Below are 26,182 nucleotides of genomic sequence, written 5' to 3' on the forward strand. Positions count from 1 at the left end.
CAATTCAGCGTAGGGACGACACCATGGCCGAGATTCGAGACGAAGACGCACTGCGCCGCCTTTATGGCCATCCGGGGGGACGCAGCGTCGCCAAGCAGCTCGACCGGCTGGATCGCCATTGCCTGGATTTCATCGCGTTGAGCCCCTTCGTGCTGATCGCAACGGCGGACGCGCACGGCGCCGCCGACGTGTCGCCCCGTGGCGACCTGCCGGGCTTCGTCGCCGCGCGCGCCCACGACCTGCTCATCCCCGACCGTCCCGGCAACAACCGGCTGGATTCCCTCACCAACATCCTCGCGACGGGGCGGGTGGGCCTGCTCTTCCTCGTTCCCGGCGTGGACGAGACCCTGCGCGTGAACGGGCGCGCCGCCATCCACGACGACGCCGAGCTGACGGCCCGTTTCGCCGTGGGCGGCAAGGCGCCGCGCACGGTGCTGAAGGTGGAGGTGGAGGAGGCCTATCTCCACTGCGCCAAGGCCTTCATGCGCTCGCGCCTGTGGGACGTTGAGGCGCAGGTGGCGCGCTCCAGCCTGCCCACCATGGGCGAAATGCTGCGCGACCAGATCGCCGGCAAGATCGCCAATGAGAGCGGCAGCACGTCCGGGCCGTCGGTGGTCGTCGAGGCGGAAAGCCAGGAGGCGATGGTGGAGCGCTATCGCGCCATTCTGTACTGAGCGCGCCTCACGGCTCCAGCCGGGTCTTGCCGATGATGGAGAAGCGCAGGCGCGAGGAGATGAAGTCGATCACCGCCACCATCACCAGCATCATCAGGATGAGGAACGACACCTTCTGCCATTCCAGCACGCGGATCTGCTCGGCGAGGTGCAGGCCCAGCCCGCCCGCGCCCACGATGCCGACGATGGTGGACTGGCGGGCGTTGGATTCGAAGTAATAGAGCAGCTGGCTCGCCAGCACGGGGAGCACCTGCGGCAGCATGCCGAAGCGCACCGCTTCCACCTCCGACCCGCCGGTGGAGACGATGCCTTCCACCGGCTTGCGATCCAGTGCTTCCACCGCCTCCGAGAACAATTTGCCCAGCTCCGCGAAGCTCGCCGTGGCGATGGCGAGGATGCCGGCGAACGGGCCGAGCCCCACCACGGTGACGAAGATCAGCGCCCAGATCAGCCGGTCCACCCCGCGCACCGTATCGAGCAGGCGGCGCACGGCGAAATGGGCGAAGATGTTGGGGATCACGTTCTTGGCCGCGAGGAAGCCGAACGGGAACGCCACCAGCGCCCCCAAAAGCGTGCCGAGGAAGGCGATGGCCAGCGTCTCGCCCAAGGCGTGGATATAGAGCGGCAGCTGGGTGCCGGGGTCCGGCGGGATCATCAGCGTGAGGAAATGGCCGAGCTGGACAAGGCCCGAGCCGATGCGGTCCAGGTTGAAATCCAGCCGCCAGAAGCCGAACATGGCCATACCCGCCAGCGCGGCGACGATGGCGATCATGCGCAGCCGCTGCGCCGGGGAGGGGGCGAGCGCCTCAGGATAGGCGGCGGCAAGGCGCGCCCGCGCCTCCGCGTCGAGGGTGATGCGGGCGCGGCTCATCGCCCGCCTCCCACGCCCAAGAGCCGGTGGCGGACCTGCTCGGTGACAAGGTCTATGATCATCACCGCAGCGATGATGAGCAGCAGGATGGCGGAGACATCCGAATAGTAGAATTTGCGGATCGCCTCCACCAGATCCTGCCCGATGCCGCCGGCCCCCACGAAGCCCATGATGGAGGCCTCCCGCACGTTGATCTCGAAGCGCAGCAGCCCGTAGGAGGCGAAATTGGAGGTCACCTGCGGCACCACGGCGAAACGCACCATCTTGGGCCAGGAGGCGCCGGCGGCAATCGCGCCTTCCACCGGGTTCATGTCGATGTTCTCCACCACCTCGGCGAACAGCTTTCCCAGCGCTCCCATGGTGTGGATGGCGAGGGCCAGCACGCCGGGCATGGGCCCGAGCCCGAACGCCACCACGAACAGCAGGGCGAATACCAGTTCCGGCACGGTGCGGCAGAATTCCAGATAACGCCGTGCGGCGAGGCGGATGATCCGGCTGCGCACCAGGTTGGCGCAGGCCAGGAAGCACAGGAAGAAGGCGCCGATGCCGCCGATCAGTGTGCCGAGATAGGCGATGAGGATGGTGTCGAGCAGCAGCTTCAGCCAGTGGTCGAGGTTCCAGTACCACTCGGCGAGGTCTGCCCCCAGGCTGTCCCAGCGCAGGGTGGGCACGATGGAAGCGAAATAGGTGGTGAGGCGGCCGGCATTGGCGAACAGCACGCCGGGCTTCACCTCGCCCATCCAGGCGGCCAGGGCGATGCACACCGTCACCACCGCGGCAGCGATGAAAGAATGCCGCCGACGTTCCCGCACCGCCGCCTCGTAGGCGGCCAGCATGGGCGCGAGCTGCGCGTCGGGCAGGCGGGTGACGGCGTGGGCCACGTTTTTTCCCCCTCTCGCGCCCCGGCCGACTGGAACGGAGCGCGAGCGCATTGGACGCAGACCCGGTGCCCAGCGCAAGACGGCGCCGAAGGCGCTTCAAGCGAGGCGACCGGTTGTTCTTGCCGGCATCGCCGGACCTTATCCTGGGCCCCGGATCAGCGCTCCGGCTGCGCCGTCGCTTGTCCGGGGCGCGGGCTTTCCCCGCCGTCATGCTCCGGCTTGACCGGAGCATCGATCCTTCTGCCGGGCAGCGTACCCGGCCCTTCCATGGGTCCTCCGGTCAAGCCGGAGGACGACGGGGAGAGGGGCCCGCGGCACGCGAGGGCGAGGGCGAGGGCCCTGTGGGCGAGGAGTTGCCTCAGCTCTTCTTCTTGCGCAGCTCGTCCACGAACTTGTTCAGCTCGATGATGGAGACGTAGGATTCATTATCCACCGGCTGCCACATCTGCTGCTTGCCTTCATAGATCTTGTCGAAGGCGGCCTTGTCGTTCTTGTCGATGGAGAAGAAGGCGTCGCGGATCTTCGCCTTCAGCTCGGCCGGCATGTCGGCGAGATAGGCGTAGGGCGAGTTCACGATCTGGTCGGACTTGAAGATGATCCGGTAGTCGTCGTACTTCGCCATCCCCTTGCGCTCCATGCGCTTGAGGTTGGATTCCTGCTCGTCGTTCCACCAGTTGAAGGCGGCATCGCAGGTGCCCTGCTGCACGGCGATCACCGCATTCTCGTGGGAGCCGGCATAGACCACCTTGCCGAAGAATTCGTCCGGCTTGATGCCCATCTTGTTCAGGGAGAAGCGCGGCACGTTGTTGCCGGAGGTGGAATTGGGGTCCACCAGGCACAGGTTCTTGCCCTTCAGGTCCTCGATCGACTTGTAGGGGCTGTCGGCCTTCACGTAGAGCACCGAGTGATAGCCCTTGGTGCCGTCCGCGTTCACCTCGATGGCGAAGGCCTCGATCTTGGCGCCGGTCATCAGCGCGCGGGCGAAGGAGGAGGGGCCGTAGGAAGCGATGTGGATGTTGCCGGCGCGCTGGCCCTCGATCACCGCCGCATAATCATTGGCGATGCGCAGGGTCACCTTGGTGCCGAGCTGCTTGGTGAGATAGTCCGTGAGGGGGGTGAAGCGCTCGGTGACGCCGGAGGCGTTCTCGGCCGGGATGATGGCGAACACCAGCTCGGGATACTTCGCCTTCCAGTCCTGCGCGGCGGCGGCGCCGGCAGAAACGGCGAGCGCGGCGGCAGCCGCGATCAGGGTACGACGGTTCAGCATTCAGGGCTCCTGTCGGCAGGTCTGGATTTCGAACGAACGGGTGCAACCGGCCATCGGCTGGCCGGTTTGGCGGCAACTGTCAGGCCAGCGCCGCAGCTTGCGGAATGGCGTCGCCGTAGGCGGGCTTTGCCGCGGGCAGGTCCATCACCTCGCCGGCCTCCAGGCCGTAGAGGTCGTGGGCCACCTGCTCGGTGAGGGCGGCCGGCGCGCCGTCGAACACCACCCGGCCCTGCGCCATGCCTACCAGGCGGTCGCAATAGGTGCGGGCGAGGTCGAGGGAATGCAGGTTGCACAACACGGTGATGCCGAAGTGCTTGTTGATGCGCAAAAGCGCGTCCATCACAATGCGGGTGTTGCGCGGGTCGAGGGAGGCGATGGGCTCGTCGGCGAGGATGAGCGCCGGCTCCTGCGCCAGCGCACGGGCGATGGCCACGCGCTGCTGCTGCCCGCCGGACAGGCTGTCGGCGCGTTGGGCGGCCAGAGACGCGATGTCGAACTGGTCGAGGGCGGAGAGGGCGATGGCCCGGTCCTCCGCGCTCCAGCTCTTGGTGAGGGCGCGCCACGCCGGCGCGGTGGCGAGCCGGCCCATGAGCACGTTGGTGAGCACGTCGAGCCGGCCCACGAGATTGAACTGCTGGAAGATCATGGCCGCCTCGGCCCGCCACGCGCGCAGGGCGCGGCCGCTGAGGGCGGTCACGTCGCGGCCATCATGGAGGATGCGGCCGGACGAAGGATCCTGAAGGCGGTTGATCATGCGCAGCAGGGTCGATTTGCCGGCGCCGGATCGTCCGATGACGCCGACGAAGGCCCCCGCCCCGATCTGAAGGTCAACGTTGGACACGGCCTCTTTGTCGCCGAAGCGGCGGGTGAGGCCCTCGATTACCAGCATCGGGTCGCTCCGTTGCGCGTCCCGACCGCTCATAAGGGGCGAGCGCAACAGCCGTGTGACGCTTGGCCGGCCAACGGTCGCTGATGGGTTTTCAGTCTGTCTTCAAGGTTGCCGCGCGACCGTCGCGCGACCGTCGTAGGGGGGGCGTCAGAAAAGCGTCATGGGATCGGCGATTGTGACAAGAGCGCATCCAGGCCGGATCGCCCCACATGACGCCCCGCTGTTCCGCGTGGAGACGCCGGGGAGGCATGCCTCCCCGGCGCCGCGGATCGACCGGACCACGCTTTGTTGTGTTCTTCGATCCGGCGGGCGGTGCGGCCAGCGGCTCAAACCATTCCGAGGAGTACCGCGCCAATGAAGGCGAAGGCGGCACAGGTCTCGATCACAGTGAGCAGATGGCCAAAGGTCACCTTGTCCTCGCAAAGTCGATCTCGCAAGGAACCTTAACAAATTCTCAGAACGCGGAAAGAGGTAAGATGTGCTGCAACGCGGCGGGTATTGTGTTGCGGCGCATGACTATCAGGCGGCAAGTGTGCCCCCGTTCTGCCTTTTTATCGACGCTGCGACGCAAGCGGCGGCGTTGGGAAAATACCGTGAAATATTGTATTTCAGCGGGCAATGGCGCTTTCGACCAGATTTGCCACCGTCAGTGCCTGCCGGTCGCGGCCGAAACGGCCCACCAGCTGCACGCCCACGGGCAGTCCGTCCGCCGTCTCAAGGCCGGCGATGTTGATGGCCGGGCAGCCCAGCAGGGTCCACAGCCGGCAGAACATGGCCGAGCCGGTGGTGGCGAAGCCCTCCGGCGCCGGGCCGGGCGCGGAGAAGGTGAGGAGCGCGTCCACCTCGGAGAACACATCGCCCAGCTTCTGCCGCGCGCGCTTGGCCGTGCGGCGCGCCTGGTCGTAGGTGTCGGGCGCGATCTGCTGCGCGGCATCGAGATGGGCGGCGAGCAGCGGCGAGAGGCCGGCGCGGTCGTAGGCCAGCTCGTCGGCGAAGGCGAGGGCGGCCTCGAAATCCTGGATGATGGGCTGGGCGGCGTCGGCGGCCTCCAGCTCCTCCGGCAGGTCGAGGTCGAAGACGCGGGCGCCTTTGGCCTCGGCGGCGCGGGCGGCGGCGTCCAGCGCGGCATGGGCCTCGGCGGAGGCGCTGCCGGCGCGGGCGGTGCGCACGATGCCGATGCGCGGGCGCTCGGCGATTTCGGCCCCGATGTCGAGATCGCGGCCGGTGATGGCGGCGGCGGCGAAGGCGGCATCGCGCACCCGCGCGGCGAACAGGCCCATGGTGTCGAGGTGCCAGGAGAAGGTTTTCATGCCCAGCGTGGGCAAGAGGCGGAAGGTGGGCTTGTAGCCGGTGACCCCGCAGAAGGCGGCCGGGCGGATGACCGAGCCGGCGGTCTGGGTGCCGATGGCGAATGGCAGCATGCCCGCCGCCACCGCCGCCGCCGAGCCCGCCGAGGAGCCGCCCGGCGAATGGGTGAGCCGGCGCGGGTTGCGGGTTTGCGACGGCTTCAGGAAGGCGAATTCCGTGGTCACGGTCTTGCCCACGATGATGCCGCCGGCGCGGCGCGTCATGGCCACCACGGGGGCGTCGTTGCGCGGGCGATGGCCGGCATAAAGCGGGCTGCCATAGGCGGTGGGCAGGTCCCGCGTGTCGATGATGTCCTTCACCCCCACCGGCAGGCCGGCGAGGGGCAGCCCCGCAAGGCCCGCCTGATCCGCCGCCGCGCGCGCCCGGTCGAGGTCGAGGGCGGCGAAGGCCTGCACCTCGCCCTCGTGGGCGGCGATGGCGCGCGCCACCTGTTCCAGCACGGCGCGGGGCGTGGTCTGCCCGGCGTGGAGGTCGGCGGCGAGGTCGCGGGCGAGAAGGAGGCTCATGGATCTACTCGGGGGGGTGACGCAAAGGGCGCCCACCATGCGCAGGCGGCGGCGGGGGCGCAATGGTGGGGGAGTCTCAATTTGAAAGTCGGCTGCTTTGATCGGGCAGTCCCGGAACCCTCTCCCGCGTGCGGGGGAGGGCAGGCAGGGGGCGGGCTGTGTCCGCAATCCAGCGCGTCGGTGTTCTGCCTCGCCGCCGCGCCCCCTCCCCAATCCTCCCCCGCAGGCGGGAGAGGGGGCGACCGCCCCGCTTTTCCGACGGAGACACGACCCTGCGGGCATAGCCCCCTCTACGCCTACTGCACCGGCAGGATGCGCTTGCCGGTGCGGGCGGCATCGTCATAGACGCGGGTGTCGCCGGGCTTCAGGGAATAGCAGGTGTCGGCGATCACCGGCCGGCCCGCCGCCAGAAGCTGGCTCACCGTGGCGAAACGGTAGCCCTTGGCCCGCAGCGCCGGGATCAGGATCTTGAGCGCCTCGGCGGTGTGTTTGCCGCGCCCGTTGGCATGCATCAGCACGATGGAGCCGGGACGGATGCCGCGCAGCATGTCGTCGGCCATGCCCTTGGCGCCGATGAAGGCGGGATCGCCCGAATCCACGTCCCACTGGATGGCGAGGTGGCCGGTGTCGTTCACATAATTCAGCGATTCGGCGCTGCACGAGCCGTAGGGGAAGCGAAACAGCGCCGCCCCGCCGGTCGCCCCACCCTGGGCTTGCGCCGGCGCGCTGGGCAGCATGCAGCCCTTGGCCTTCACCTCGGTGCGGCGCAGGGCGAGGGCCACGTCCGCGTCGTCCACCTGCCGGCGCATGGCGTCCCCGGTGCGCACGGTGAGGTTGGCGTGGGACCAGGTGTGGTTGCCCATCTCGAACGTGTGGTCAGCTGTGAGCTGGTCTCCGCGCTCCGCATGGCTCATCAGCCATTTGCCGCCGGCGAAGAAGGTGGCGGCGACGTTCTCGGCGCGCAGATAGTCCACCAGCGCACCGTCATAGCCGGAAATTTCGCTGGAGGCTTCGCACAGGTCGAAGGTGAGGGCGACCAGCTTTTCCCCCGGCGGCAGCTCGACCCGCCGGATGGAGCCGCGGAGCGCCGTCGGCACCGGGGGCAGGGAAGGTGCCGCCATGTCGGGCAGGTTGATCGGGCCGCCGGCGCGCGGGCGCACGATCTCCTCCCCCGGCTTCGCGGCCAGCGCCGCAGGCGAATAGCAGGCCGGCCCCGCCGCCGGCCCGGCAAGAACCGGAAAGGAGACGGGCAGCAGCAGGAGCGCGAGGCAGATGGATCGGACGGACACGGCAAACTCGACAGGTGCGAAGGATTGGCCATCGGCATAGGCGCCCGCGCCGCCCTTGGCCAGAGCAGGCCGGTCACGAGCTGTTGCGCGCGGAAACATCAGCGCGAGCAGGGGGGCCGATCAACAGATTCCATTTGAGAAGGGCGCGGCGGCAGGCTAACCGGCGGGACGGCGTGCGCCCACCATCGGACGGCCCTGATCGCAGGATCAAAAGCCCATGAACCTCCTCTCCATCCAGTCCCATGTCGCATACGGCCATGTGGGCAATGCCTCCGCCGTGTTCCCGCTCCAGCGGCTCGGGGTGGAGGTGTGGGCCATCAACACCGTGCAGTTCTCCAACCACACCGGCTATGGGGCGTGGCGTGGGCAGGTGTTCGACGCGGCCGTCATCGGCGATCTGGTGGAGGGCATCACCGAGCGCGGGGTGCTGCCGCGCTGCGACGGCGTGCTGTCGGGCTACATGGGCTCGGCGGACATCGGCGCCGCCATCCTCGATGCGGTGGCGCGGGTGAAGGCGGCCAACCGCAATGCCGCCTATTGCTGCGACCCGGTGATTGGCGACGTGGGGCGCGGCATCTTCGTGCGCCCCGGCATTCCCGAGCTGATGCGCGATCTCGCGGTGCCGGCGGCGGATGTGATCACCCCCAACCAGTTCGAGCTGGAGCTGCTCTCGGGCCGCAGCTGCGCTTTCCTCGACGATGCCATCGCCGCCTGCGAGGCCCTGCACGCGCGCGGGCCGAAGGTGATTCTCGTCACCAGCCTCAACGTGGCGGAGACGCCGCCCGACTGCATCGACCTGATCGCCTCGGGGCCGGACGGGCGCTTCCTGGTGCGCACGCCGCGCCTCGCGGTGTCGCTCAACGGGGCGGGAGATGCCATCGCCGCCCTGTTCTTCTTCCACGTGCAGCGCACGGGCTCGACGGCGGAGGCCGTTTCCGCTGCCGCATCCTCCATTTACGGGGTGCTGGAGCGGACGGAAAAAGCACAGTCTGCGGAATTGCTGCTGGTGGAGGCCCAGGACGAGTTCGTGCGGCCCTCCCGGCTCTTTCCTGCCTCGGTGATCTGAGGCAAAAATGTGGCAGCCACCCCCGTGGCTACCATGACCGGAAGACGCCGTGCCCAGAGGCGTGGGGTTGCCCTGTCACCGAGACCTTGCCGCAGAGAACTGCTCGTATGCCGCGCCGCTTCGTGACCCTGGATGTGTTCACCTCCCGCCCGTTCGGGGGCAATCCGCTCGCCGTGGTGCTCGATGCCCAGGGGCTCGACGAGGCGGCGATGCAGCAGATCTCCCGCGAGTTCAACGTGTCCGAGACGGTGTTTGTGCTGCCGCCGAAGAACCCGGCCAATCGCGCCCGCATCCGCATCTTCTCGGTGGCCCACGAGATGCCGTTCGCCGGCCATCCCACGGTGGGGGCGGCGGTGCTGCTGGCGCTGGAGGACAAGCTGGTCAAGGGCACCCTGAAGATCGAGGAGCCCATCGGCACCGTCACCTGCGAGGTGACGACCCTCGGCGCCGGCTCGCGCAAGGGGGCGGCGGTGTTCACCGCGCCGCGCAAGGGTGAGCTGGAGGAGATCGACATCTCCCGCGCCGCCTGCGCCGAGGCGCTCAGTCTCGATGAGAGCGACATCGGCTTCGACGCCCACCGTCCGGTGGTGGCCTCGGCCGGGGTGCCCTTCCTGTTCGTGCCGCTGGCCGACCTCACGGCGCTGGCGCGTGCACGGCCGGACGAGGCGGCCTTCATCAATTCCCTGGGCGGCTTCGGCGAGGCGCTCTACCTCTACACCCTGGATGAGGAGGGCGACGCCGACTTCCGCGCCCGCATGTTCTCCCCCGGCCTCGGCACCGAGGAGGACCCCGCCACCGGTGCCGCCGCCGCCGCCTTCCCCTGCGTCCTGCTCGATGCCGAGAACCGGGTGGATGGCCACCACAAGGTGCGCATCGACCAGGGCTTCGAGATGGGCCGCCCCAGCCGGGTGGACCTCGGCTTCACGGTGAAGGGCGGGCAGGTGCTCGATGCCACCATCGGCGGCTCCGCCGTGGTGATCGCCGAGGGCGTGCTCCACATCTGAGACTTATCAATATGTGGATTTGACAGAACTCACGGAAAGCGTGGGGAATAGCGTGCAGTGTGACCTTGGCGATGGCGGGATCGCTCCTATGTGTGCTGCATCGCAACACTCCCACTGGCCCTTCCGGAGGGTATCATCATGAGCGCACCCACCCTGTTCGACAGCTTCCAACTCGGCGGCATGACCCTGCCCAACCGCATCGTCATGGCCCCTCTGACCCGCAATCGCGCCGGCGCCGGCTTCGTGCCGAGCCCGCTGGCCCCGGAATATTACGCCCAGCGCGCCGATGCGGGCCTGCTCATCACCGAGGCCTCGCAGATCTCCCAGCAGGGTCAGGGCTATCAGGACACCCCCGGCATCTATACCGACGCCCAGGTCGAGGGCTGGAAGGCCGTGACCGACGCCGTGCATGCGCGCGGCGGGCACATCGTCATCCAGCTCTGGCATGTGGGCCGTGTCTCCCACACCGCGCTGCAGCCGAACGGCGGCGCGCCGGTGGCGCCCTCCGCCATCACGGCCGCCACCAAGACCTTCGTGAACAACGGCTTCGTCGAGACCTCCGAGCCCCGCGCGCTGGAGCTTGCCGAGATCCCCGGCATCCTTGAGGATTATCGCCGCGCCGCCGCCAACGCCATCAAGGCCGGCTTCGACGGCGTGGAGATCCACGGCGCCAACGGCTACCTGATCGATCAGTTCCTGAAGGATGGCTCGAACCAGCGCACCGACGATTACGGCGGCTCCATCGAGAACCGCGCCCGCTTCCTGCTGGAGGTGGTGGACACCATCGTCGCCGAGATCGGCGCCAACCGGACCGGCCTGCGCCTGTCGCCCGTCTCCCCGGCCAACGGCGTAAGCGATTCCAATCCGCAGGCTCTCTTCAACTACGTGGCCGAGCAGTTGGAGAAGCGCCACCTGCTCTTCGTCCATGTGGTGGAGGGCGCCACCGGCGGCCCGCGCGACGTGGCCCCGGACTTCTCCTTCGATGCGCTGCGCCAGCGTTTCACCGGCCCCTGGATCGTCAACAACGGCTATGACCTGGAGCTGGCCCAGCGCGCCATCGGCGACGGCAAGGCGGACCTCGTCGCCTTCGGCAAGCCGTTCATCGCCAATCCGGACCTGGTGGAGCGTCTGCGCCGCAACGCCCCGCTGAACGAGCCCGACCGCGACACTTTCTACGGCGGCGGCGCCAAGGGCTATACGGACTATCCCACCCTCGCGGATGCGGCGGCGTGACCACCGACGCCGGCTGGGGTTTCAAATGGAACGTGGACCGGCGTATCGCGCCGGTCCATCGCCTTGATCTGCGCGCCGAGCCGGGCGGCTGGCCCGAGCTGGAGGCTCAGCGCGCGGAGGTGGACGCCCATTTCGCCCGGAGGGCGGCGGACAATCCGCATTTGTGGAACGGTCCCATATTGCTGCTGCGCGATTATGCCTTTGCCGACGGGGTGCTCTCCGGCGGTTTCCGGCACACGGATTTTGCCGCCTTCACCTTCTGGCGGGATGAGGGGTGGCGCGACCTCGGCATGGTCAACGCCTTCGCACTCGCCGCCATCGAGGGGGCGGACGGCGGCTTCATCCTGGGGGTGATGGGGCCGACCACGGCCTCGGCCGGGCGCACCTATTTTCCCGGCGGCACCCCCGATCCTTCCGACATCACCGCCGACGGGCGGGTGGACCTCCACGCCTCCATGCTCCGCGAACTGGAGGAGGAGACCGGCCTTTTGCCCTCCGACATCGCCCGCGACGACGGCTTCACCGGCCTGTTCGACGGCCCGCGCGTGGCGCTGCTGGGCCGCCTGGTCTTCGACGCCCCGGCCGACGCTTTGGCCGCACGCATCCGCGCGTTCCTGGCGCGGGAGGAGCAGCCGGAACTGTCCGACGTGGCGGTGGTGCATTCGGAAGCCGACATCACCCCGCAGATGGCGCCGTTCGCGGTGGACTACATGCGGGCGCGCTGGGCGGAGCGGGGGTAGGGGGCCACGCGGCGGTCGTTACCCCCTTGCGCCCGCGCCCTCCCTCCGGTATGAGCTTCCTCCCGATCTATTGAGCGAAGAGTAGAGCGCCCCGTGTCGTCCCGTGCGACCAAGACTGCCGCCTCTGCCCCCCGGACCATCAAGGTTCCGGGCAACGCTCTGATTCTGCGCGCGCTTCTTCTCCTTAGCCGCCCCTGAGGGCCGGCCGGGCTTTGCCTGGGCACTCAGGGGACACGCCGCCGCCGGGTTGAAGACCCGGCGCCCGTTTCGGCTTATGATCCGGCAAAACCGCGCCCGACCGATGAAGGGCACCGCCGGACCGCCAGAAGGACCGTTTCCGATGACCGACACTTCCTCTGCCCCCGTCTCCGGGAAGCCCGTATCCGACCGCGACCGCGTGGTCATCTTCGACACCACCCTGCGCGACGGCGAGCAGTGCCCCGGCGCCTCCATGACCTTCGAGGAGAAGCTGGAAGTGGCCGCGCTCCTCGACGAGATGGGCGTGGACGTGATCGAGGCCGGCTTTCCCATCGCCTCCATCGGCGATTTCGAGAGCGTGGCGGAGATCGCCCGCCGGACGAAGAACGCCACCATCGCCGGCCTCTCCCGCGCCGCGCTCAACGACATCGACCGCTGCGCCGAGGCGGTGAAGCACGCCCGCCGCGGGCGCATCCACACCTTCCTGTCCACCTCGCCGGTGCACATGAAGTACAAGCTTCAGAAGCAGCCCCACGAGGTGCTGGAGATGGTGGTGGCGTCCGTCACCCGCGCCCGCAACCATGTGGAGGACGTGGAGTGGTCGTCCGAGGACGGCACCCGCACCGAGATCGATTTCCTGTGCCGCTGCGTGGAAGCCGCCATCAAGGCCGGCGCCACCACCATCAACATCCCCGACACCGTGGGCTACACCACCCCGGCCGAGTACCAGGCCCTGTTCCGCACCGTGATCGAGCGCGTGCCGAACTCGGACAAGGCCATCTTCTCGGTGCATTGCCATGACGACCTCGGCATGGCGGTGGCCAATTCGCTGGCCGGCCTCGCCGGCGGCGCGCGGCAGATCGAATGCACCATCAACGGCATCGGCGAGCGCGCGGGCAATGCGGCGCTCGAAGAAGTGGTCATGGCCATCGAGACCCGCTCGGACGTGCTGCCCTATCGCTCGGGCATCAACACCAAGATGTTGACCCGCGCCTCCAAGCTGGTGTCGGCGGTGACTTCGTTCCCGGTGCAGTACAACAAGGCCATCGTGGGCCGGAACGCCTTCGCCCATGAGAGCGGCATCCACCAGGACGGCATGCTCAAGCACACCCAGACCTACGAGATCATGACGCCGGAGAGTGTCGGCGTCTCCAAGACCTCGCTGGTCATGGGCAAGCATTCGGGCCGCGCCGCCTTCCGCGACAAGCTCAAGACCATGGGCTACGAGCTGGGCGAGAACGCCCTGAACGATGCCTTCACCCGCTTCAAGGACCTCGCCGACCGCAAGAAGGTGGTCTACGACGAGGACATCGAGGCGCTGGTGGACCAGGGCATCGCGGCGGCCTACGACCGCATCAAGCTCATCTCCCTGTCGGTCATCGCCGGCACTCGCGGCCCGCAGCGCGCCACCATGCGGCTGGAGGTGGACGGCGTGGTGAAGACCGAGGAGGCCGAGGGCAACGGCCCGGTGGACGCCACCTTCAACGCCATCAAGGCGCTGGTGCCCCACCAGGTGAAGCTCGACCTCTACCAGGTCCACGCCGTGACCGAGGGCACCGACGCCCAGGCCGAGGTCTCGGTGCGGCTGGAGGAGAACGGCAAGGCCGTCACCGCCCGCGCGGCGGACCCGGACACGCTGGTCGCCTCGGCGCAGGCCTACATCACCGCGCTCAACAAGCTGCACATGAAGCGCCAGACCATGAACCCGCAGAGCGCCGTGGGCTGAGCCCTTCGGCCCTGTCCTGATGCGAAAGGCCGCCCGTTTGGGCGGCCTTTTTCTTTGGGCGGGGGATCGCGCCAATAGACTTCGCCGGCCGTGCGCCGTGCATTGCGGCGAGGGGGCTGTGAAATTCTGCTGGCGTCTTCGGAGCGGACTTCTGTATTGCGGCGCCGCATGAGGTCTTGAGAAACACCTATTGGGTTCAATGACCTGTTGGAGATTGTGCGGTGCGTTCGGACGCCCGCGCGGCAGGTGACGGGCCGGCGTCCATTCCCGAGCGGCATCCCACGGGGAGGGTTACCTCCATTTCGCACTTGACGGTTGCCGCTACGCGACCTTCAAAAGAGAGAAGGGCGTTCGTCAGAAACACCCTCAAGGAGGAAATCCCATGCGTATCCTGTCAGCGGCGCTGGCCTTCGCGGCCGCGCTCGGACTTTCGACCGGAACTGCCACCGTCGCCGGCGCCCAGGCCTACCCCAGCCGCCCCATCACCATGGTGGTGCCCTTCGCCGCCGGCGGGCCCACCGACACGGTGGCGCGGCTGGTGGCCGAATCCATGTCGAAGTCGCTGGGCCAGCAGGTGATCGTGGAGAATGTGGGCGGCGCCGGCGGCACCCGTGGCGCGGGCCAGGTGGCCAAGGCCGCGCCGGACGGATACACGCTGCTGCTCCACCATATCGGCCACGCCACCGCCGCCAGCCTCTACCGCAAGCTGCCCTATAATCCCGCCACGGATTTCGAGGCGGTGGGCCTCGTCACCGCCGTGCCCATGACCCTCATCGCCAAGACCGGCTTCGCCCCCAAGACCATGGGCGAGGTGGTGGAATTCGTAAAGGTGAACAAGGACAAGGTCACTTACGGCAATGCCGGCGTCGGCTCGGCCTCGCACCTGTGCGGCATGCTGCTGATGTCCTCCATGGGCGCGCAGATGACCACGGTGCCCTATCAGGGCACGGGCCCGGCCATGAATGACCTGGTGGGCGGCCAGATCGACCTCATGTGCGACCAGACCACCAACACCACCGGCCAGATCAAGGGCGGCAAGGTGAAGGTCTATGGCGTCACCACCAAGGACCGGGTGAAGTCGCTGCCCGACGTGCCCACCATGCAGGAAAGCGGGCTGAAGGACTTCGAGGTGGCGGTGTGGCACGGCGTTTATGTGCCCAAGGGCACGCCGAAGGACATCGTGGACAAGCTGAACGCCGCCCTGAACACGGCGCTGGATGATCCCAAGGTGATCGCCCGCTTCGCCGACCTCGGCACCGAGCCGGAGCCCAAGGATCGCCGCAGCCCGGCCTTCCACAAGGACTTCGTGATCGCCGAGATCGCCAAGTGGAAGCCCGTGATCCAGTCCGCCGGCGTCTACGCCGACTGATCGGTCGATCCGCCGGACGCTGTCCGGCGAACGGTGTGGTCTCTGGTGAAGCGCACGGCGGCAAAGCCGGCGCCGACATATGGAACCCAACAACAGACGGCCTGAACGGGCTGCCAAACGCTCCGCCCGGGGGAGACATCCTCCGGGCGTACCCGTCCCGGCACCCTTGTGCCCGGCCGCGTCCTCACCTTCCACCTCGCTGCCGAGGGGCTCATGCAGATCATCCGCAATCCCAAGGACGTCCTTTCGGGCATTCTGTTCATCGTCCTTGCGCTGCTGTTCGCCTGGCAGACGCAGGAGTTGCCCATGGGCACGGCGGTGCGCATGGGGCCGGGCTACTTCCCGCTGCTGCTCGCCATCCTGCTCGGGGGGCTGGGGCTGGTGGTGCTCGTCAACGGCCTGCGCTTTCCCGGCGAGATGCCGAGCGGCATCGCCTGGCGGGCGCTCGGCATCATCACCCTCGCCGTCGTCTTCTTCGGCTTTGCGGTACGTCCGCTCGGCTTCCTGCCGGCGCTCGCCGCCTCGGTGTTCGTCTCGGCGCTGGCCAGCCGCAAGTTCCACGTGGTGACCGCGCTGGCCATCACCGCGGTGATGGTGGTGTTCGCCTGGGCGGTGTTCATCAAGGGGCTGGGCCTGCCGCTGCCGCTGCTCGGCCCGTGGCTCGGCGGCTATTGAGGGGGCGATCATGGAACTCATCGACAATCTCGCCCTCGGCTTCTCCGTCGCCCTCTCGCTGCAGAATGTCCTCTACTGCTTCGTGGGCGTATTGCTCGGCACCCTCATCGGCGTGCTGCCGGGCCTCGGCCCCATCGCCACCATCGCCATGCTCCTGCCCATCACCTTCGGGCTGCCCCCGGTGTCGGCGCTCATCATGCTGTCGGGCATCTATTACGGCGCCCAATATGGCGGCTCCACCACCGCCATCCTCATCAACCTGCCGGGCGAATCCTCTTCTGTGGTGACCGCCATCGACGGCCACCAGATGGCGCGGAAGGGCCGCGCCGGGGCGGCGCTGGCCACCGCCGCGTTGGGCTCCTTCTTCGCCGGCACGGTGGCCACCTTCCTGCTCGCGGTGTTCGCGCCTCCGCTGGCGGAGCTGGCGCTCCAGTTCGGCCCGCCGGAATATTTCTCGCTGATGGTGCTGGGCCTCATCGCCTCGGTGACGCTGGCGTCGGGATCGGTGGTGAAGGCCATCGCGATGATCGTTCTGGGCCTGCTGCTGGGCCTGTCGGGGCAGGACATCTACACCGGCGCCCCGCGCTTCACCTTCGACCTGCCGGAACTCTCCGATGGCTTCGATTTCGTGGCGCTGGCCATGGGCATGTTCGGCATCAGCGAGATCATCCGCAACCTGGAGGACGAGCACCAGCGCTCGCTGGTGGCGGCCAAGGTGAAGAGCCTGATGCTGACAAGGGAAGAGTTCAAGCGCATCATCGGCCCGGTGCTGCGCGGCACGGCGCTGGGCTCCTTCCTCGGCATCCTGCCCGGCGGCGGGGCCATGCTGTCGTCCTTCGCGTCCTATTCCATCGAGAAGAAGATCTCGAAGACCCCGCGGGAGTTCGGACGCGGCGCCATCGAGGGCGTGGCGGGGCCGGAAAGCGCCAACAATGCCGGCGCGCAGACCTCCTTCATCCCCATGCTGACGCTGGGCATCCCCTCCAACCCGGTGATGGCGCTGATGATCGGCGCGCTGATCATCCAGGGCATCACGCCGGGGCCGAACGTGGTCACCGAGAAGCCAGACCTGTTCTGGGGCGTCATCGCCTCCATGTGGATCGGCAATTTCATGCTGGTGCTGCTGAACCTGCCGCTGATCGGGCTGTGGGTGCGGCTCCTGACCGTGCCGTACCACGTGATGTTCCCGGCCATCATCGCGTTCTGCTGCATCGGCGTATACAGCGTGAACAACAATACGTTCGACGTTTATTCCATGGCCCTGTTCGGGGTGCTGGGCTACGCGCTGGTGAAGCTCGACTGCGAGCCGGCGCCGCTGCTGCTGGGCTTCGTCATCGGCCCCATGCTGGAGGAATATCTGCGCCGCGCCATGCTGATCTCCCGTGGCGATCCCATGGTGTTCGTGACGCGGCCCATCTCCGCCGTCCTGCTGGGATTGGCGGTGGCGGCCCTGGTGGTGGTGCTCCTGCCCTCCGTGCAGAAGACCCGCGAGGAGGCGTTCAAGGAATAGGACGCAAGCGGGGAGGGGCGGGTTCCAGAACGGGGTAACGACATCCCTGTGGAAAAACCACCCCTCCCGCTCTTGCCAGCCCCGAATGCATTTGGTACACGAACGCCTCCTTCCGGGGGCACACCTTCGGAACGGGCGCATAGCTCAGTTGGTAGAGCAGCTGACTCTTAATCAGCGGGTCCTAGGTTCGAGCCCTAGTGCGCCCACCACTTAAATCAACGACTTCGGGCGGTTTCGCCGTTTCGGTCTCACGACCTGAAACGGCTTTCGCCAAAGTTTGCGATCCGGCCGTATCGCGCTCGCCGAAGCACGAATCGGCACGCTCGGAAGGCGAGACAAGCCTCCAACTCTTCCAACGTAAGCTCCGCCCCGTCCGTGCGAGGGTTCGGGACATCGGTGATGACGATACCGGTTGCATAATGCATCCGCTCTCGCGCGCGTGGGCTGCTGTTGCAGTCAGGCCATGATGAGGTTCGCGCACGTGGATGGGCGCCCTGTTCGTGGTCTGCGAGCAATAAAAGATAGCTTAGGGTGTCGGCGAATTGGATGGTCGTATGCTATTTGCGGCAAAAATTACTTTTCACTCTGACAGTGAAAAGCGTTTTATTCAACGCGCTGCTGAACAAAAATGATGTGAGCTGGCCATCGTCGAACAAAATATCCAAAGCGATACGAGCGGCCTTGAGCTGTTCGGTCGTCGTTGCGGTCAGCTCTTCGGTCAAGCGCGGTTGATATCGGGATAATGCATCTTCACGGCGCGAAGGAGGGGAAGAGCCCGTTGCGGCGAGACACGCGCCGGGAGACCGAGAAAACAATGCCCGCAGGTTTTGAACCCGAAGTGGCGACCGCAGCCTTCATATTGTCGATTTGCTTCAGGATCGTCTGAGCGTGCTCATAGAAGGTCTACCCTGCCTCGGTGGGCTTGACGCCCTGGGCGGAACGATGGAGCAGCTGAGTGCCCACTCGTCTCCAAGGGGCGAAGCTGATGGCAGAGGAGAGGGCGGCTCGTGCGACGTTGAGCACACCGACGGCACTCGACAATGAGCCCTGGTCGGCGATCGCCATAAAGTAGCGAAGCTGGCGAAGTTACATGCAGGTGCCGGGAGTTGCGACGTGGGCGGATCCGGTTGACGCGAGGCAACCGAATAAACGCGTTCTCTTGGGAACGCGACGTACCCCATTTCGCCAGTTTGCCCAGTGCCCCGGTGGCAGGCTCGCTTAAAGCGACTTCCCCGGCGTTGGCCGCGTGCTGGAACCCGGAGCGCAACTTCGATTGCGCCCCAATCCCAATATGGGGCGTCTGGGTCAACGACGGCATGGCATGAAGGCGCCGTGCGGACATCGAACCGAAGCGAATCTTCTGTCATTTCGGAGGGTGATGCACCCGAACCGCCATCCGTTTCTCCCGCTGCAGCGGGACTTGCGCGCGACGACGTCCATGCCACTCCAGGGGCTCGCTGATCTGCGGCACCCTTGTCCCGAGGCGATGTCGAGGGATGGCAAAAATTGCGATGCACCGTTCGAACAATTTCAACTATGCGGCAGCGCACAACGGGCGCCGCGCAGGTCATAATCCCGTCGTTCAATCCGATCCGGACAAGAGATTGGAAGGACAGGTCCAGATGGGGAAATTATGGCACAAGATATTCAACTCAGACTTCGGTCGATACGAAAGTCGTTCGATGGGCAAAATGGCAGGATTGATGTCCTGAAGGGCGTCGACTTCGATGTCTACGAGCGTGACTTCGTTAGCATTATCGGGCCAAGCGGCTGCGGAAAGTCGACGGTCTTCAATATCGTCGCCGGCCTGCTCGCGCCGGACGACGGGGACATCATCTATCGGCACGAACGGGTCTCCAACCTGCGTGGACGCGTCGGCTACATGATGCAGCGGGACCTGTTGTTTCCGTGGCGTACGGTGCTTGAGAACATCATGCTGGGTCCGGAGATGCAGCGGCTGCCCAAGGCCGAGGCCCGCGACAACGCGATGGAGTATCTCAACACGTTCGGGCTCGCGGGGGTCGAGAATGCCTATCCGAAAATGCTTTCGGGTGGCATGCGCCAGCGGGTGGCGCTGATCCGCACTCTGCTTACGGATCCCGATATTCTCTTGCTCGACGAGCCCTTTTCCGCGCTCGACTACCAGACGCGGCTCTATCTCGAAGGCGTGCTGGTCGATGCCGTGGAGACCTTCAACAAGACCGTGATCCTCGTGACTCATGACATCGACGAGGCCGTTGCGCTGTCCAAGAGGGTGGTGGTGCTGGGCGGCAAGCCTTCCCAGGTCAAGAGCGTTCACCAGATCGATCTTGGAAGCCGTTCTCCCGTCGGGGCACGCAGCGACCCCCATTTCTCTGAATACTTCCATACGCTCTGCGGGGAACTCGATATCCAGACGAAGGTGAAGCAATGAGCCGCGCCACAGCCCTCTCCCGCTCCCGCGCCCGGTCTATGAATCCGCGCCGCACCAGGCATGGCTTGATCAACACCTCCCTCGGCCGAGGCCTCATCCAGCTCGTTTCCGTCGCCGCTGTCCTTGCCCTGTGGCAGGTCGGGGTCGAAATGGGCTGGGTCTCCGCCTTCATGGTGGGCGCTCCGCGCCAGATCCTGAAGGTTCTGGTGGATGGCATCGTATCCGGCAGTCTGCTCGTGGACACGTACTACACGGTGGTCGAAGCGGTCCTTGGCTTCGTCATCGGCACGGCGCTGGGCTCGTTCGCCGGCCTTGCCCTGTGGTACTCGCCCCTCGTGGCGCGGCTGACGGAGCCGTTCCTCATCGCCATCAACAGCGTGCCGAAAATCGCCTTCGGGCCGATCGTGATCCTGTGGTTTGGAACCGGCCTGGTCTCCAAGGTGGCGCTGGCCGTCTCGCTCACCGCCATCGTGGCACTCATCGCCGCCTATCAGGCGGCCAAGACTGCCGACCGGGACCTTCAGGCCCTGTTGCTCACGCTGGGCGCGGACAAGAACCAGGTGTTCTTCAATCTCGTGGTGCCGTCCTCCCTGCCGGCCATCATCGCCACCTTCCACATCAACATCGGCTTCGGTCTCGTGGGGGCGGTAGTCGGTGAATTCATATCCTCCGAACGCGGCCTTGGGCATCTCATCTTCACGGCCTCGGGACTTTACGATCTCAACACGGTGTGGGCGGGACTGTTCATGCTGATGCTGATCGGCTTCCTGCTGTACTTCGTCATAGACTTCATCGAACGCCGCCTGTTGCCCTGGAAGGAAGCTGCCACGGCTAACGCGTTTCACGTCTGATACGAACAGGTGACATCATGAAAAATGTGAGAAATATACTGAGTTGCGCGTTCGTGGCCCTGGCCTGTGCCTGTGGCGCGATGGCCCCCGCCCGCGCGGAATATCGCAAGGTCGTGCTTTCCCAGTTGTTCCAGTCCATTCAGTTGTTGCCGGTCTATGTCGCCATCGATGGCGGCTTCTTCCGTGCCCAGGGCCTGGACGTGACGAAGCAGACCGCGGGGTCGGCCAACGCCGCGCTGTCGGCCCTGATATCCAAGAGCGCCGATTTCTCCCTTCATGGGCCGGAATGGACGGCCATCGCGGCCGAGAAGGGCGCTTCGGTGCAGGTGGTCGCCAGCGTCGTATCGCGGCCGTCGTTCTGGATCGCGGCGGCTCCGGACTTCAAGTTCCAGAGCGTGTCCGACCTCAAGGGGGAGACCGTCGTGGCTGGCCTCATGCCGACCACCAGCACCTCCCTCTTCATGAAGCTGCTCAAGCAGAACGGGCTGGAGCCCAAGACAGACGTGAAGATCACGCAGGTCCAGATCGGGTCCGAGCTTGGACCTCTGCTGGCTGGGCAGGCGCGCGTCGCGGTGCTTTACCAGCCGGGCCTGGACCAGGCGGTGGCACAGGGCATGAAAGTCGTCTACGGCTTTTCTCAGCTCTATGACGAATACACCGTTGCCGCGATCTCCACCCGTAAGGACGTGGATCCCGACACCGCTCAGCGCTTCGTCACCGGGCTCCAGAACGCGCTTGTGTTCATGCAGGACAATCCCGAGCGCACGAAGGACATCGCCCGGCAGGAGTTTCCGAGCCTGCCGCCCGCGGTGGTCGATGCCGCGGTCACGCGCATGCTGAACGAGCACATCTACTCCACTTCGGTCGCCATCTCGCAGAAGGCCTTCGAGGCGGCCATGCAGACCCAGGTCGACCTCGGCAACCTGAAGGCCATGCCCGGCTACACCGACGTGGTCAACGACACCTACGCGCGCAAGGACACCCATGCGCGCAAGGACACCCACACGCGCAAGGGTCTCTCGGCGAACTGACCTGAGATGTCCGTCGTCCTCCCACAGATGAAGGATCGAAGCATGACTTCGCTTTTCCAACGCCTGCTTGCCGGCATCATTGCCGCGACGCTGGCCATCGGCGTGGCCGCACCCGCCGCCGCCGAAAACCGCAAGGTGGTCCTGTCCCAGCTGTTCCAGTCGGTCATGTTCCTGCCGGTCTACGTGGCCATCGACAAGGGCTTCTTCGCCCAGGAGGGGCTTGATGTGCGCAAGGACACCTCCGGCTCGCCCAATGCCTCCCTGTCGGCGGTTATCGCCAGGAGCGCCGACTTCTCGCTCCATGGACCCGAATGGACCGCCATAGCCGCGTCCAAGGGAGCGCCGGTGCAGATCGTCGCCGGGGTGGTGAACCGGGCCGCCGTCTGGATCGCGGCCCGGCCCGACATCGACTACAAGGACCCGGCGAGCTTCTCCGGCAAGACTGTCGCAACCGGCATGATGCCGATCGCCAGTACCTCGTTGTTCACCAAGCTGCTCCGAGAGAGCGGCGTTGATCCGGCCAAAGAGCACATCCAGGTGATGCAGGTTCAGGCCGGTTCCGAGCTCGGCCCATTGCTGGCGGGCAAGGCCGATGTGGCGGTGCTGTACGAGCCAGCCCTCGACCAGGTGGCGGCCAAGGGCATGAAGGTGATCCACAGCTTCCCGGCCCAGTACGGACCTTATCTGCTGTCGGCCATCACCACCCGCCGCGACGCCGACCCTGACATGGTGCAGCGGTTCGTGACGGGTCTTCAGCACGCGCTGGCCTTCATGCGTGCCAATCCAAAAGCTGCAACGGAGGTGGCGAAGGCGCAGTTTCCGAGCATCGAGCCCGCGGTGATCGAGAGCGCGGTGGGGCGTATGCTCGACGAGCAGGTCTATCCGGCATCGGTGGAGATTTCCCCCGCCGCCCTGAAGATCGCCATGGAAACCCAGATTTCCCTCGGCAACCTGAATGCCCAGCCTGATTTCGAAACGTTCGTCGGCGGCCGCTTTATCGCCGGTGCCCTGGCAGCGAACTAAAGCATTTTCGCGCGAAGTGGATACCGGTTCGCGTGAAGAAAATGCGTCAAGACAAGCCCCACCAAATCAGCGGCTCCATTTTTCCATCAGCTGAAGGAACAGATCGTGACTTCCTATCCAAGGTTCAAGGCGGCCGCGTGCCACGTAGCCCCCATCTATTTCGATACGCCAGCCACGGTGGACAAGGCCTGCGCCCTGATCGCCGAGGCCGCGCGCAACGGGGCCACGTTGGTGACTTTTCCGGAGGCCTACATCTCCTCCTTCCCGGTCTGGTGCGGTGTATGGGCGCCGGTGGACACCCACGAGTTCTTCGCAAAGTTCGCCGGCTCCGCGATCCGCATCGACGGCCCGGAGATGGCGCGCCTGCGGGAAGCCGCGCGGCGTCACCAGGTGTTTGTCTCCATCGGCATCAACGAGGGCACGCCCATCAGCCTTGGCTGCGTGTGGGACACCAACGTGCTGATCGGCGATGACGGCACGATCCTGAACCGCCATCGCAAGCTGATGCCGACCCATTGGGAGCGCCTGGCATGGGCCCCGGGCGATGGCAGCGGCCTGCGCGTGGTGGACACCAGCATCGGCCGCATCGGCGCGTTGATCTGCGGCGAGAACACCAATGCCCTCGCCCGCTTCGCGCTCATGTCGCAGGGGGAGAGCGTTCACATTTCCTGCTTCTCGCCGCGTTATCCGACCCATCCCCCGGGCGAGGCGGCCTATGATCTGGAGGCCTCCATCCGGCTACGCACCGGGGCCCACGCGTTTGAAGGCAAGTTGTTCAACGTGGTGGTATCCGGCTTCCTGCCGCCCGAGGCCATCGATATGATCAGCCGCGGCAACGCGCGTGTCCATGAGTTGCTGGAAGGCGCGTCGAAGAGCATCTCCATGATCCTCGGCCCCGACGGCACGCCCGTCAGCGACGTGATCCGCGATCAGGAGGGTATCGTCTACGGCGACATCGACCTCTCGCGTTGTGTCGTTCCCAAGCAATTCCAGGACGTGGTCGGTTACTACAACCGTTTCGACGTGTTCGAGTTCAAGGTGAACCGGCGTGCGCTCGCACCGGCGCAGTTCCAGGACGGCTCCTTCTCCGAGAGCTCCGCCACGAATGGCGGGACGGGCGGCAGCACGGGCGGATCTTGGCCGTTGAGCGAGACGACGCCATTCACCGCGGTCGCCCAGGCGTCGTGACCCAGGGTACGCTCCAGACAGAAGGCGGCGCGCCCTTGCGGGCGCGCCGCTCACCTGGCGATGCGGGAGCCCCGCCGCTGCGCGACCGGTTGGCTTTCAGTGTTGATGGCCGTCGGCAACCGTTCAGGCGGATCATGCTGAAGGTTCGCCTGGAGCCACGCAATGAAGGCGCTGACCTGTGGGCGCGCCAGGGCCTCCGGCGTGGCCGTCGCGTAATAGGCGTAAGCCGGAACCGCTTCCAGATCGAACAGGCGAACCAGCCGGCCGGCGGACAGGTAGTTCACGATCATGCTCTGACGCGCCAGCGCGATGCCCTGGTGGCAGGCCGCGGCTTCCACGACCAGGCCGATATCGACGAACTGGATGGCGGAGCACGGTTCGGGGAATTGGAGCGACGCCGCGCGGAACCAGGGTTGCCACGGTTCGATGATGCATTGCAGCAGGCTGCCCTTGAGAATGTCGATGGGCTCCATGAACGGCCCGTGCGCCCTGGCGTAGGCGGGGCTGCAGACCGGAAAGACCTGCTCCTCAAGGATGCTGACGGCGTTGAAGCCCGGGTAGACCCCGTTGCCGAAGCGGATTTCCACGTCCGCATGCTCGGCCTTCAGCCCGACCAGTGGCACCGACAGATGGAGTTCAAGGTCGACATCAGGAAAAGCTTCGCGGATGCGATCGAGCCGGGGGACCAGGATCTGCGTCGCGAAGGTGGGTGGCGCGCAGACCTGGATCCGGCGCCGGCGCTGGACGCGCTGGGCGGCGCCATCCGACAGGTGGCTGAGCACGCCCAGCGCTTCTCGCACCGCGCCGAGATATTCGTGGCCTTTTGCGGTCAGGATGAGGTCGCCTTCGGTCTTGGCGAATAACGGCGTGCCGATCAAAGTTTCGAGTTGCTTGATCCGGTGGCTCAGGGCGCTCGGCGTGATGCACAATTCCCGTGCCGCCAGAACCCCCGTGCCGAGACGCGCCCGCGCCTCGAAGGCGAGCAGGCAATGGGTGGGCGGAAGCTGGTATCTGGTGCTCATATCATCTGATGGTTCAAGGTTTTATGGCTCGATGCCGGACGCCGGGCACGCCAGATGCCAATGGGAAAAAGCACGCTGCCGTCTGGTTCGCGAGGGCCGAGGCTATGGACAAGCAAAATGCATACCCCGGCTGCAAGGCAAGCTTTTTCGAAGCCCGGTGGCATTTCCGTGTGATGCAGGGAGATCCTCGGGCCGTGCGACCGCTGTCAGGATCGCTCAAATGTGGGTCAGGGTGCCGTTAAATCGAGCGCATCACGCCGCCTCTATTCTGGGTAGCCTCTTTCATTCTAGCGAAATCCCTGGCCCGCATCGGCCCCGAGCAAGGTGCACATGAAGAGCGAGGTGCACATGGAAATCCGTCAATTCCGCTGCTTTGTCGCCGTCGCGGAGCAACTGCATTTCAGCCGGGCGGCAGAGCAACTCGGCATGGCGGCCCCCTCCATGACGAAGCAGATCCAGGACATGGAGCGCGCCCTGGGCGTGCGCCTCTTCCACCGGACCAAGCGGTCGGTCCAGCTCACTGCCGCCGGGTCGTTGTTCCTGGATGACGCGCGGCGGGTTCTGGAACAGGCAGAGCGGGCCCAAGACACCGCCCGCCGCGCCGGTCGGGGGGAACTGGGCCGCATCGTCATCGGCTATGTCGCGTCCACCGGCTATGCCGGCGTGCTCCAGGAGCAGGTGGCAGCCTTCCGCTGCACGCACCCCAGCATCGACCTCGAATTCAGGGAGGTGGCGATGGACCTCCTGCCCGAGATGCTCGACGACGGGCGTATCGACATTGCCTTTCTGCGTCCACCCATGGCGTATCCGCCCGGCATCTTCGCTGTGCCGCTGCTGCGCGATCCATTCGTGGTCGCGCTCCCGGAAAGGCACCCGCTCGGCACCCGCGCGGTGATCGAGCCGCGCGATCTCGCGGGTGAGATCTTCGTGCTTCCCGAACAGGATGCGGGGACCTGGGAAGTGGCACGACGCGGGGGCTTCGATCCCAAGCTTGGCCCGAGGCCGGGCAGCCTTGCCGCTGTGGTCATTCTGGTGTCGCTTGGCGCCGGGATCGCCATCGTGCCGGGTTCATTGTTCCGTGCGGTGAGCGTGGAGCACGTGGTGTATCGCCAGCTTTCGACATCTCCGATCCTGTCGGAGATCGCGGCGGCTTTCCGGCGTACCGAATGGGCTCCGGCGACGAAGGCCTTTATCGCGCAGATCCGTGCGGCTGTCCGGTGTCCTGGCGAGGAAACACCGGCGATGCCACGCCGCTAAATTCTCCGGCAGGAAATTATTTCGCTGAATATCATGAATTCACAGAAATAATCGATGATGAAATAGTTGTTTCCAAGAATTTCTGCCCGCAGCCGTGGCCGGTGCCGCGCGCCGCTGGCGCCCGGAGACCT

Annotated in this window: 23 protein-coding genes, 1 tRNA gene and 1 pseudogene; 16 read left to right on the plus strand and 9 right to left on the minus strand. The window is 66.2% G+C overall.

Annotated features, from left to right (window positions below; all coding sequences use genetic code 11):
• The first annotated feature begins 23 nt into the window (after positions 1–23).
• The gene (locus tag FBQ73_RS01395) at positions 24–674 is read left to right on the plus strand and encodes a pyridoxamine 5'-phosphate oxidase family protein (protein WP_138397738.1); all 651 of its coding nucleotides are present in this window, start codon (positions 24–26) and stop codon (positions 672–674) included.
• A gap of 7 nt (positions 675–681) precedes the next feature.
• Here the strand turns inward: FBQ73_RS01395 and phnE (FBQ73_RS01400) are convergent, their stop codons facing one another.
• The 6 genes from phnE (FBQ73_RS01400) to FBQ73_RS01425 all read right to left on the minus strand — a co-directional run bounded on the left by phnE (FBQ73_RS01400) (position 682) and on the right by FBQ73_RS01425 (position 7,745).
• Positions 682–1,545, minus strand: coding sequence for a phosphonate ABC transporter, permease protein PhnE (gene phnE, locus FBQ73_RS01400; protein WP_138397739.1), 864 nt, complete (start codon positions 1,543–1,545; stop codon positions 682–684).
• Positions 1,542–2,426, minus strand: a complete 885-nt coding sequence (phnE, locus tag FBQ73_RS01405; protein WP_138397740.1) for a phosphonate ABC transporter, permease protein PhnE — start codon at positions 2,424–2,426, stop codon at positions 1,542–1,544. The genes phnE (FBQ73_RS01400) and phnE (FBQ73_RS01405) overlap by 4 nt, the downstream gene beginning before the upstream one ends.
• 358 nt (positions 2,427–2,784) lie before the next feature.
• Positions 2,785–3,693: a phosphonate ABC transporter substrate-binding protein gene (gene phnD, locus FBQ73_RS01410; RefSeq protein ID WP_138397741.1), complete on the minus strand. Its 909-nt coding sequence runs from the start codon at positions 3,691–3,693 to the stop codon at positions 2,785–2,787.
• A 79-nt stretch (positions 3,694–3,772) separates the two neighbouring features.
• Complete coding sequence (gene phnC, locus FBQ73_RS01415; protein ID WP_138397742.1) at positions 3,773–4,582, minus strand: phosphonate ABC transporter ATP-binding protein; 810 nt, start codon at positions 4,580–4,582, stop codon at positions 3,773–3,775.
• Positions 4,583–5,190: 608 nt separating this feature from the next.
• Positions 5,191–6,456 (minus strand): amidase, encoded by a 1,266-nt coding sequence (locus tag FBQ73_RS01420; protein WP_138397743.1) that lies wholly within the window; start codon positions 6,454–6,456, stop codon positions 5,191–5,193.
• 296 nt (positions 6,457–6,752) lie between these two features.
• Entirely contained in the window at positions 6,753–7,745 is a 993-nt protein-coding gene (locus tag FBQ73_RS01425; protein WP_138397744.1) for a polysaccharide deacetylase family protein, read from the minus strand.
• Positions 7,746–7,962: 217 nt separating this feature from the next.
• Here FBQ73_RS01425 and pdxY point away from each other — a divergent pair, with 217 nt between their 5' ends.
• The 9 genes from pdxY (at position 7,963) to FBQ73_RS01470 (ending at position 17,475) form a co-directional block, all read left to right on the plus strand.
• The gene (pdxY, locus tag FBQ73_RS01430) at positions 7,963–8,811 is read left to right on the plus strand and encodes a pyridoxal kinase PdxY (protein ID WP_138397745.1); all 849 of its coding nucleotides are present in this window, start codon (positions 7,963–7,965) and stop codon (positions 8,809–8,811) included.
• A 107-nt stretch (positions 8,812–8,918) separates the two neighbouring features.
• The gene (locus FBQ73_RS01435; protein ID WP_138397746.1) at positions 8,919–9,815 is read left to right on the plus strand and encodes a PhzF family phenazine biosynthesis protein; all 897 of its coding nucleotides are present in this window, start codon (positions 8,919–8,921) and stop codon (positions 9,813–9,815) included.
• A 138-nt stretch (positions 9,816–9,953) separates the two neighbouring features.
• Positions 9,954–11,048, plus strand: a complete 1,095-nt coding sequence (locus FBQ73_RS01440) for an alkene reductase (RefSeq protein ID WP_138397747.1) — start codon at positions 9,954–9,956, stop codon at positions 11,046–11,048.
• A complete protein-coding gene (locus FBQ73_RS01445; protein ID WP_246089502.1) occupies positions 11,045–11,788 on the plus strand; it encodes an NUDIX hydrolase in 744 nt (247 codons plus the stop codon). The genes FBQ73_RS01440 and FBQ73_RS01445 overlap by 4 nt, the downstream gene beginning before the upstream one ends.
• A 340-nt stretch (positions 11,789–12,128) precedes the next feature.
• Positions 12,129–13,712: a 2-isopropylmalate synthase gene (locus FBQ73_RS01450; protein WP_138397748.1), complete on the plus strand. Its 1,584-nt coding sequence runs from the start codon at positions 12,129–12,131 to the stop codon at positions 13,710–13,712.
• Between the two features lie 382 nt (positions 13,713–14,094).
• The gene (locus tag FBQ73_RS01455) at positions 14,095–15,081 is read left to right on the plus strand and encodes a tripartite tricarboxylate transporter substrate-binding protein (RefSeq protein ID WP_138397749.1); all 987 of its coding nucleotides are present in this window, start codon (positions 14,095–14,097) and stop codon (positions 15,079–15,081) included.
• A gap of 168 nt (positions 15,082–15,249) precedes the next feature.
• On the plus strand, positions 15,250–15,756 hold the full coding sequence (locus tag FBQ73_RS01460; protein WP_246089503.1) for a tripartite tricarboxylate transporter TctB family protein: 507 nt from the start codon (positions 15,250–15,252) through the stop codon (positions 15,754–15,756).
• A gap of 10 nt (positions 15,757–15,766) precedes the next feature.
• Positions 15,767–17,266, plus strand: a complete 1,500-nt coding sequence (locus FBQ73_RS01465; RefSeq protein WP_138397750.1) for a tripartite tricarboxylate transporter permease — start codon at positions 15,767–15,769, stop codon at positions 17,264–17,266.
• Between the two features lie 133 nt (positions 17,267–17,399).
• Positions 17,400–17,475: transfer RNA gene (locus tag FBQ73_RS01470), tRNA-Lys, on the plus strand.
• Between the two features lie 348 nt (positions 17,476–17,823).
• On the opposite strand, the gene FBQ73_RS22645 is transcribed toward FBQ73_RS01470, so the two are convergent.
• Together FBQ73_RS22645 and FBQ73_RS23485 are read right to left on the minus strand one after the other, a co-directional pair.
• Positions 17,824–17,988, minus strand: coding sequence for a hypothetical protein (locus tag FBQ73_RS22645; RefSeq protein ID WP_170218703.1), 165 nt, complete (start codon positions 17,986–17,988; stop codon positions 17,824–17,826).
• Positions 17,989–18,169: 181 nt separating this feature from the next.
• Positions 18,170–18,340 (minus strand): annotated as a pseudogene (locus tag FBQ73_RS23485) (LysR family transcriptional regulator); the annotation flags it as partial.
• Positions 18,341–18,899: 559 nt separating this feature from the next.
• Here FBQ73_RS23485 and FBQ73_RS01480 point away from each other — a divergent pair.
• The 5 genes from FBQ73_RS01480 (at position 18,900) to FBQ73_RS01500 (ending at position 23,772) form a co-directional block, all read left to right on the plus strand.
• Positions 18,900–19,679 (plus strand): ABC transporter ATP-binding protein, encoded by a 780-nt coding sequence (locus FBQ73_RS01480; RefSeq protein ID WP_138397752.1) that lies wholly within the window; start codon positions 18,900–18,902, stop codon positions 19,677–19,679.
• The gene (locus FBQ73_RS01485; RefSeq protein WP_138397753.1) at positions 19,676–20,530 is read left to right on the plus strand and encodes an ABC transporter permease; all 855 of its coding nucleotides are present in this window, start codon (positions 19,676–19,678) and stop codon (positions 20,528–20,530) included. The genes FBQ73_RS01480 and FBQ73_RS01485 overlap by 4 nt, the downstream gene beginning before the upstream one ends.
• Positions 20,531–20,583: 53 nt before the next feature.
• Positions 20,584–21,561 carry an ABC transporter substrate-binding protein gene (locus FBQ73_RS01490; RefSeq protein ID WP_210236637.1) on the plus strand — a complete coding sequence of 326 codons (978 nt, stop codon included), beginning with the start codon at positions 20,584–20,586 and terminating at the stop codon, positions 21,559–21,561.
• Positions 21,562–21,603: 42 nt separating this feature from the next.
• Positions 21,604–22,584, plus strand: coding sequence for an ABC transporter substrate-binding protein (locus FBQ73_RS01495; protein WP_138397755.1), 981 nt, complete (start codon positions 21,604–21,606; stop codon positions 22,582–22,584).
• A 105-nt stretch (positions 22,585–22,689) separates the two neighbouring features.
• Positions 22,690–23,772 carry a carbon-nitrogen hydrolase family protein gene (locus FBQ73_RS01500; RefSeq protein WP_138397756.1) on the plus strand — a complete coding sequence of 361 codons (1,083 nt, stop codon included), beginning with the start codon at positions 22,690–22,692 and terminating at the stop codon, positions 23,770–23,772.
• Between the two features lie 50 nt (positions 23,773–23,822).
• Here FBQ73_RS01500 and FBQ73_RS01505 read toward each other — a convergent pair whose 3' ends face one another.
• On the minus strand, positions 23,823–24,794 hold the full coding sequence (locus FBQ73_RS01505; RefSeq protein WP_138397757.1) for a LysR substrate-binding domain-containing protein: 972 nt from the start codon (positions 24,792–24,794) through the stop codon (positions 23,823–23,825).
• A gap of 330 nt (positions 24,795–25,124) precedes the next feature.
• Between FBQ73_RS01505 and FBQ73_RS01510 the strand changes: the two genes are divergently transcribed.
• Positions 25,125–26,051, plus strand: a complete 927-nt coding sequence (locus FBQ73_RS01510; RefSeq protein WP_246089504.1) for a LysR family transcriptional regulator — start codon at positions 25,125–25,127, stop codon at positions 26,049–26,051.
• Positions 26,052–26,182: the final 131 nt, after the last annotated feature.

This window comes from Xanthobacter autotrophicus (genome assembly GCF_005871085.1).
Lineage (GTDB): Bacteria > Pseudomonadota > Alphaproteobacteria > Rhizobiales > Xanthobacteraceae > Xanthobacter > Xanthobacter autotrophicus.

Bases quoted from the DNA above. Each gene is read 5' to 3' on its own strand.
- FBQ73_RS01455 (WP_138397749.1), top strand. From the start codon at position 14,095: ATGCGTATCCTGTCAGCGGCGCTGGCCTTCGCGGCCGCGCTCGGACTT.
- phnC (WP_138397742.1), bottom strand. From the start codon at position 4,582: ATGCTGGTAATCGAGGGCCTCACCCGCCGCTTCGGCGACAAAGAGGCC.
- FBQ73_RS01480 (WP_138397752.1), top strand. From the start codon at position 18,900: ATGGCACAAGATATTCAACTCAGACTTCGGTCGATACGAAAGTCGTTC.
- FBQ73_RS01450 (WP_138397748.1), top strand. From the start codon at position 12,129: ATGACCGACACTTCCTCTGCCCCCGTCTCCGGGAAGCCCGTATCCGAC.
- phnD (WP_138397741.1), bottom strand. From the start codon at position 3,693: ATGCTGAACCGTCGTACCCTGATCGCGGCTGCCGCCGCGCTCGCCGTT.
- phnE (WP_138397739.1), bottom strand. From the start codon at position 1,545: ATGAGCCGCGCCCGCATCACCCTCGACGCGGAGGCGCGGGCGCGCCTT.
- FBQ73_RS01510 (WP_246089504.1), top strand. From the start codon at position 25,125: ATGAAGAGCGAGGTGCACATGGAAATCCGTCAATTCCGCTGCTTTGTC.
- FBQ73_RS01395 (WP_138397738.1), top strand. From the start codon at position 24: ATGGCCGAGATTCGAGACGAAGACGCACTGCGCCGCCTTTATGGCCAT.
- FBQ73_RS01485 (WP_138397753.1), top strand. From the start codon at position 19,676: ATGAGCCGCGCCACAGCCCTCTCCCGCTCCCGCGCCCGGTCTATGAAT.
- FBQ73_RS01440 (WP_138397747.1), top strand. From the start codon at position 9,954: ATGAGCGCACCCACCCTGTTCGACAGCTTCCAACTCGGCGGCATGACC.
- FBQ73_RS01505 (WP_138397757.1), bottom strand. From the start codon at position 24,794: ATGAGCACCAGATACCAGCTTCCGCCCACCCATTGCCTGCTCGCCTTC.
- FBQ73_RS01465 (WP_138397750.1), top strand. From the start codon at position 15,767: ATGGAACTCATCGACAATCTCGCCCTCGGCTTCTCCGTCGCCCTCTCG.
- FBQ73_RS01435 (WP_138397746.1), top strand. From the start codon at position 8,919: ATGCCGCGCCGCTTCGTGACCCTGGATGTGTTCACCTCCCGCCCGTTC.
- FBQ73_RS01420 (WP_138397743.1), bottom strand. From the start codon at position 6,456: ATGAGCCTCCTTCTCGCCCGCGACCTCGCCGCCGACCTCCACGCCGGG.
- pdxY (WP_138397745.1), top strand. From the start codon at position 7,963: ATGAACCTCCTCTCCATCCAGTCCCATGTCGCATACGGCCATGTGGGC.
- FBQ73_RS01495 (WP_138397755.1), top strand. From the start codon at position 21,604: ATGACTTCGCTTTTCCAACGCCTGCTTGCCGGCATCATTGCCGCGACG.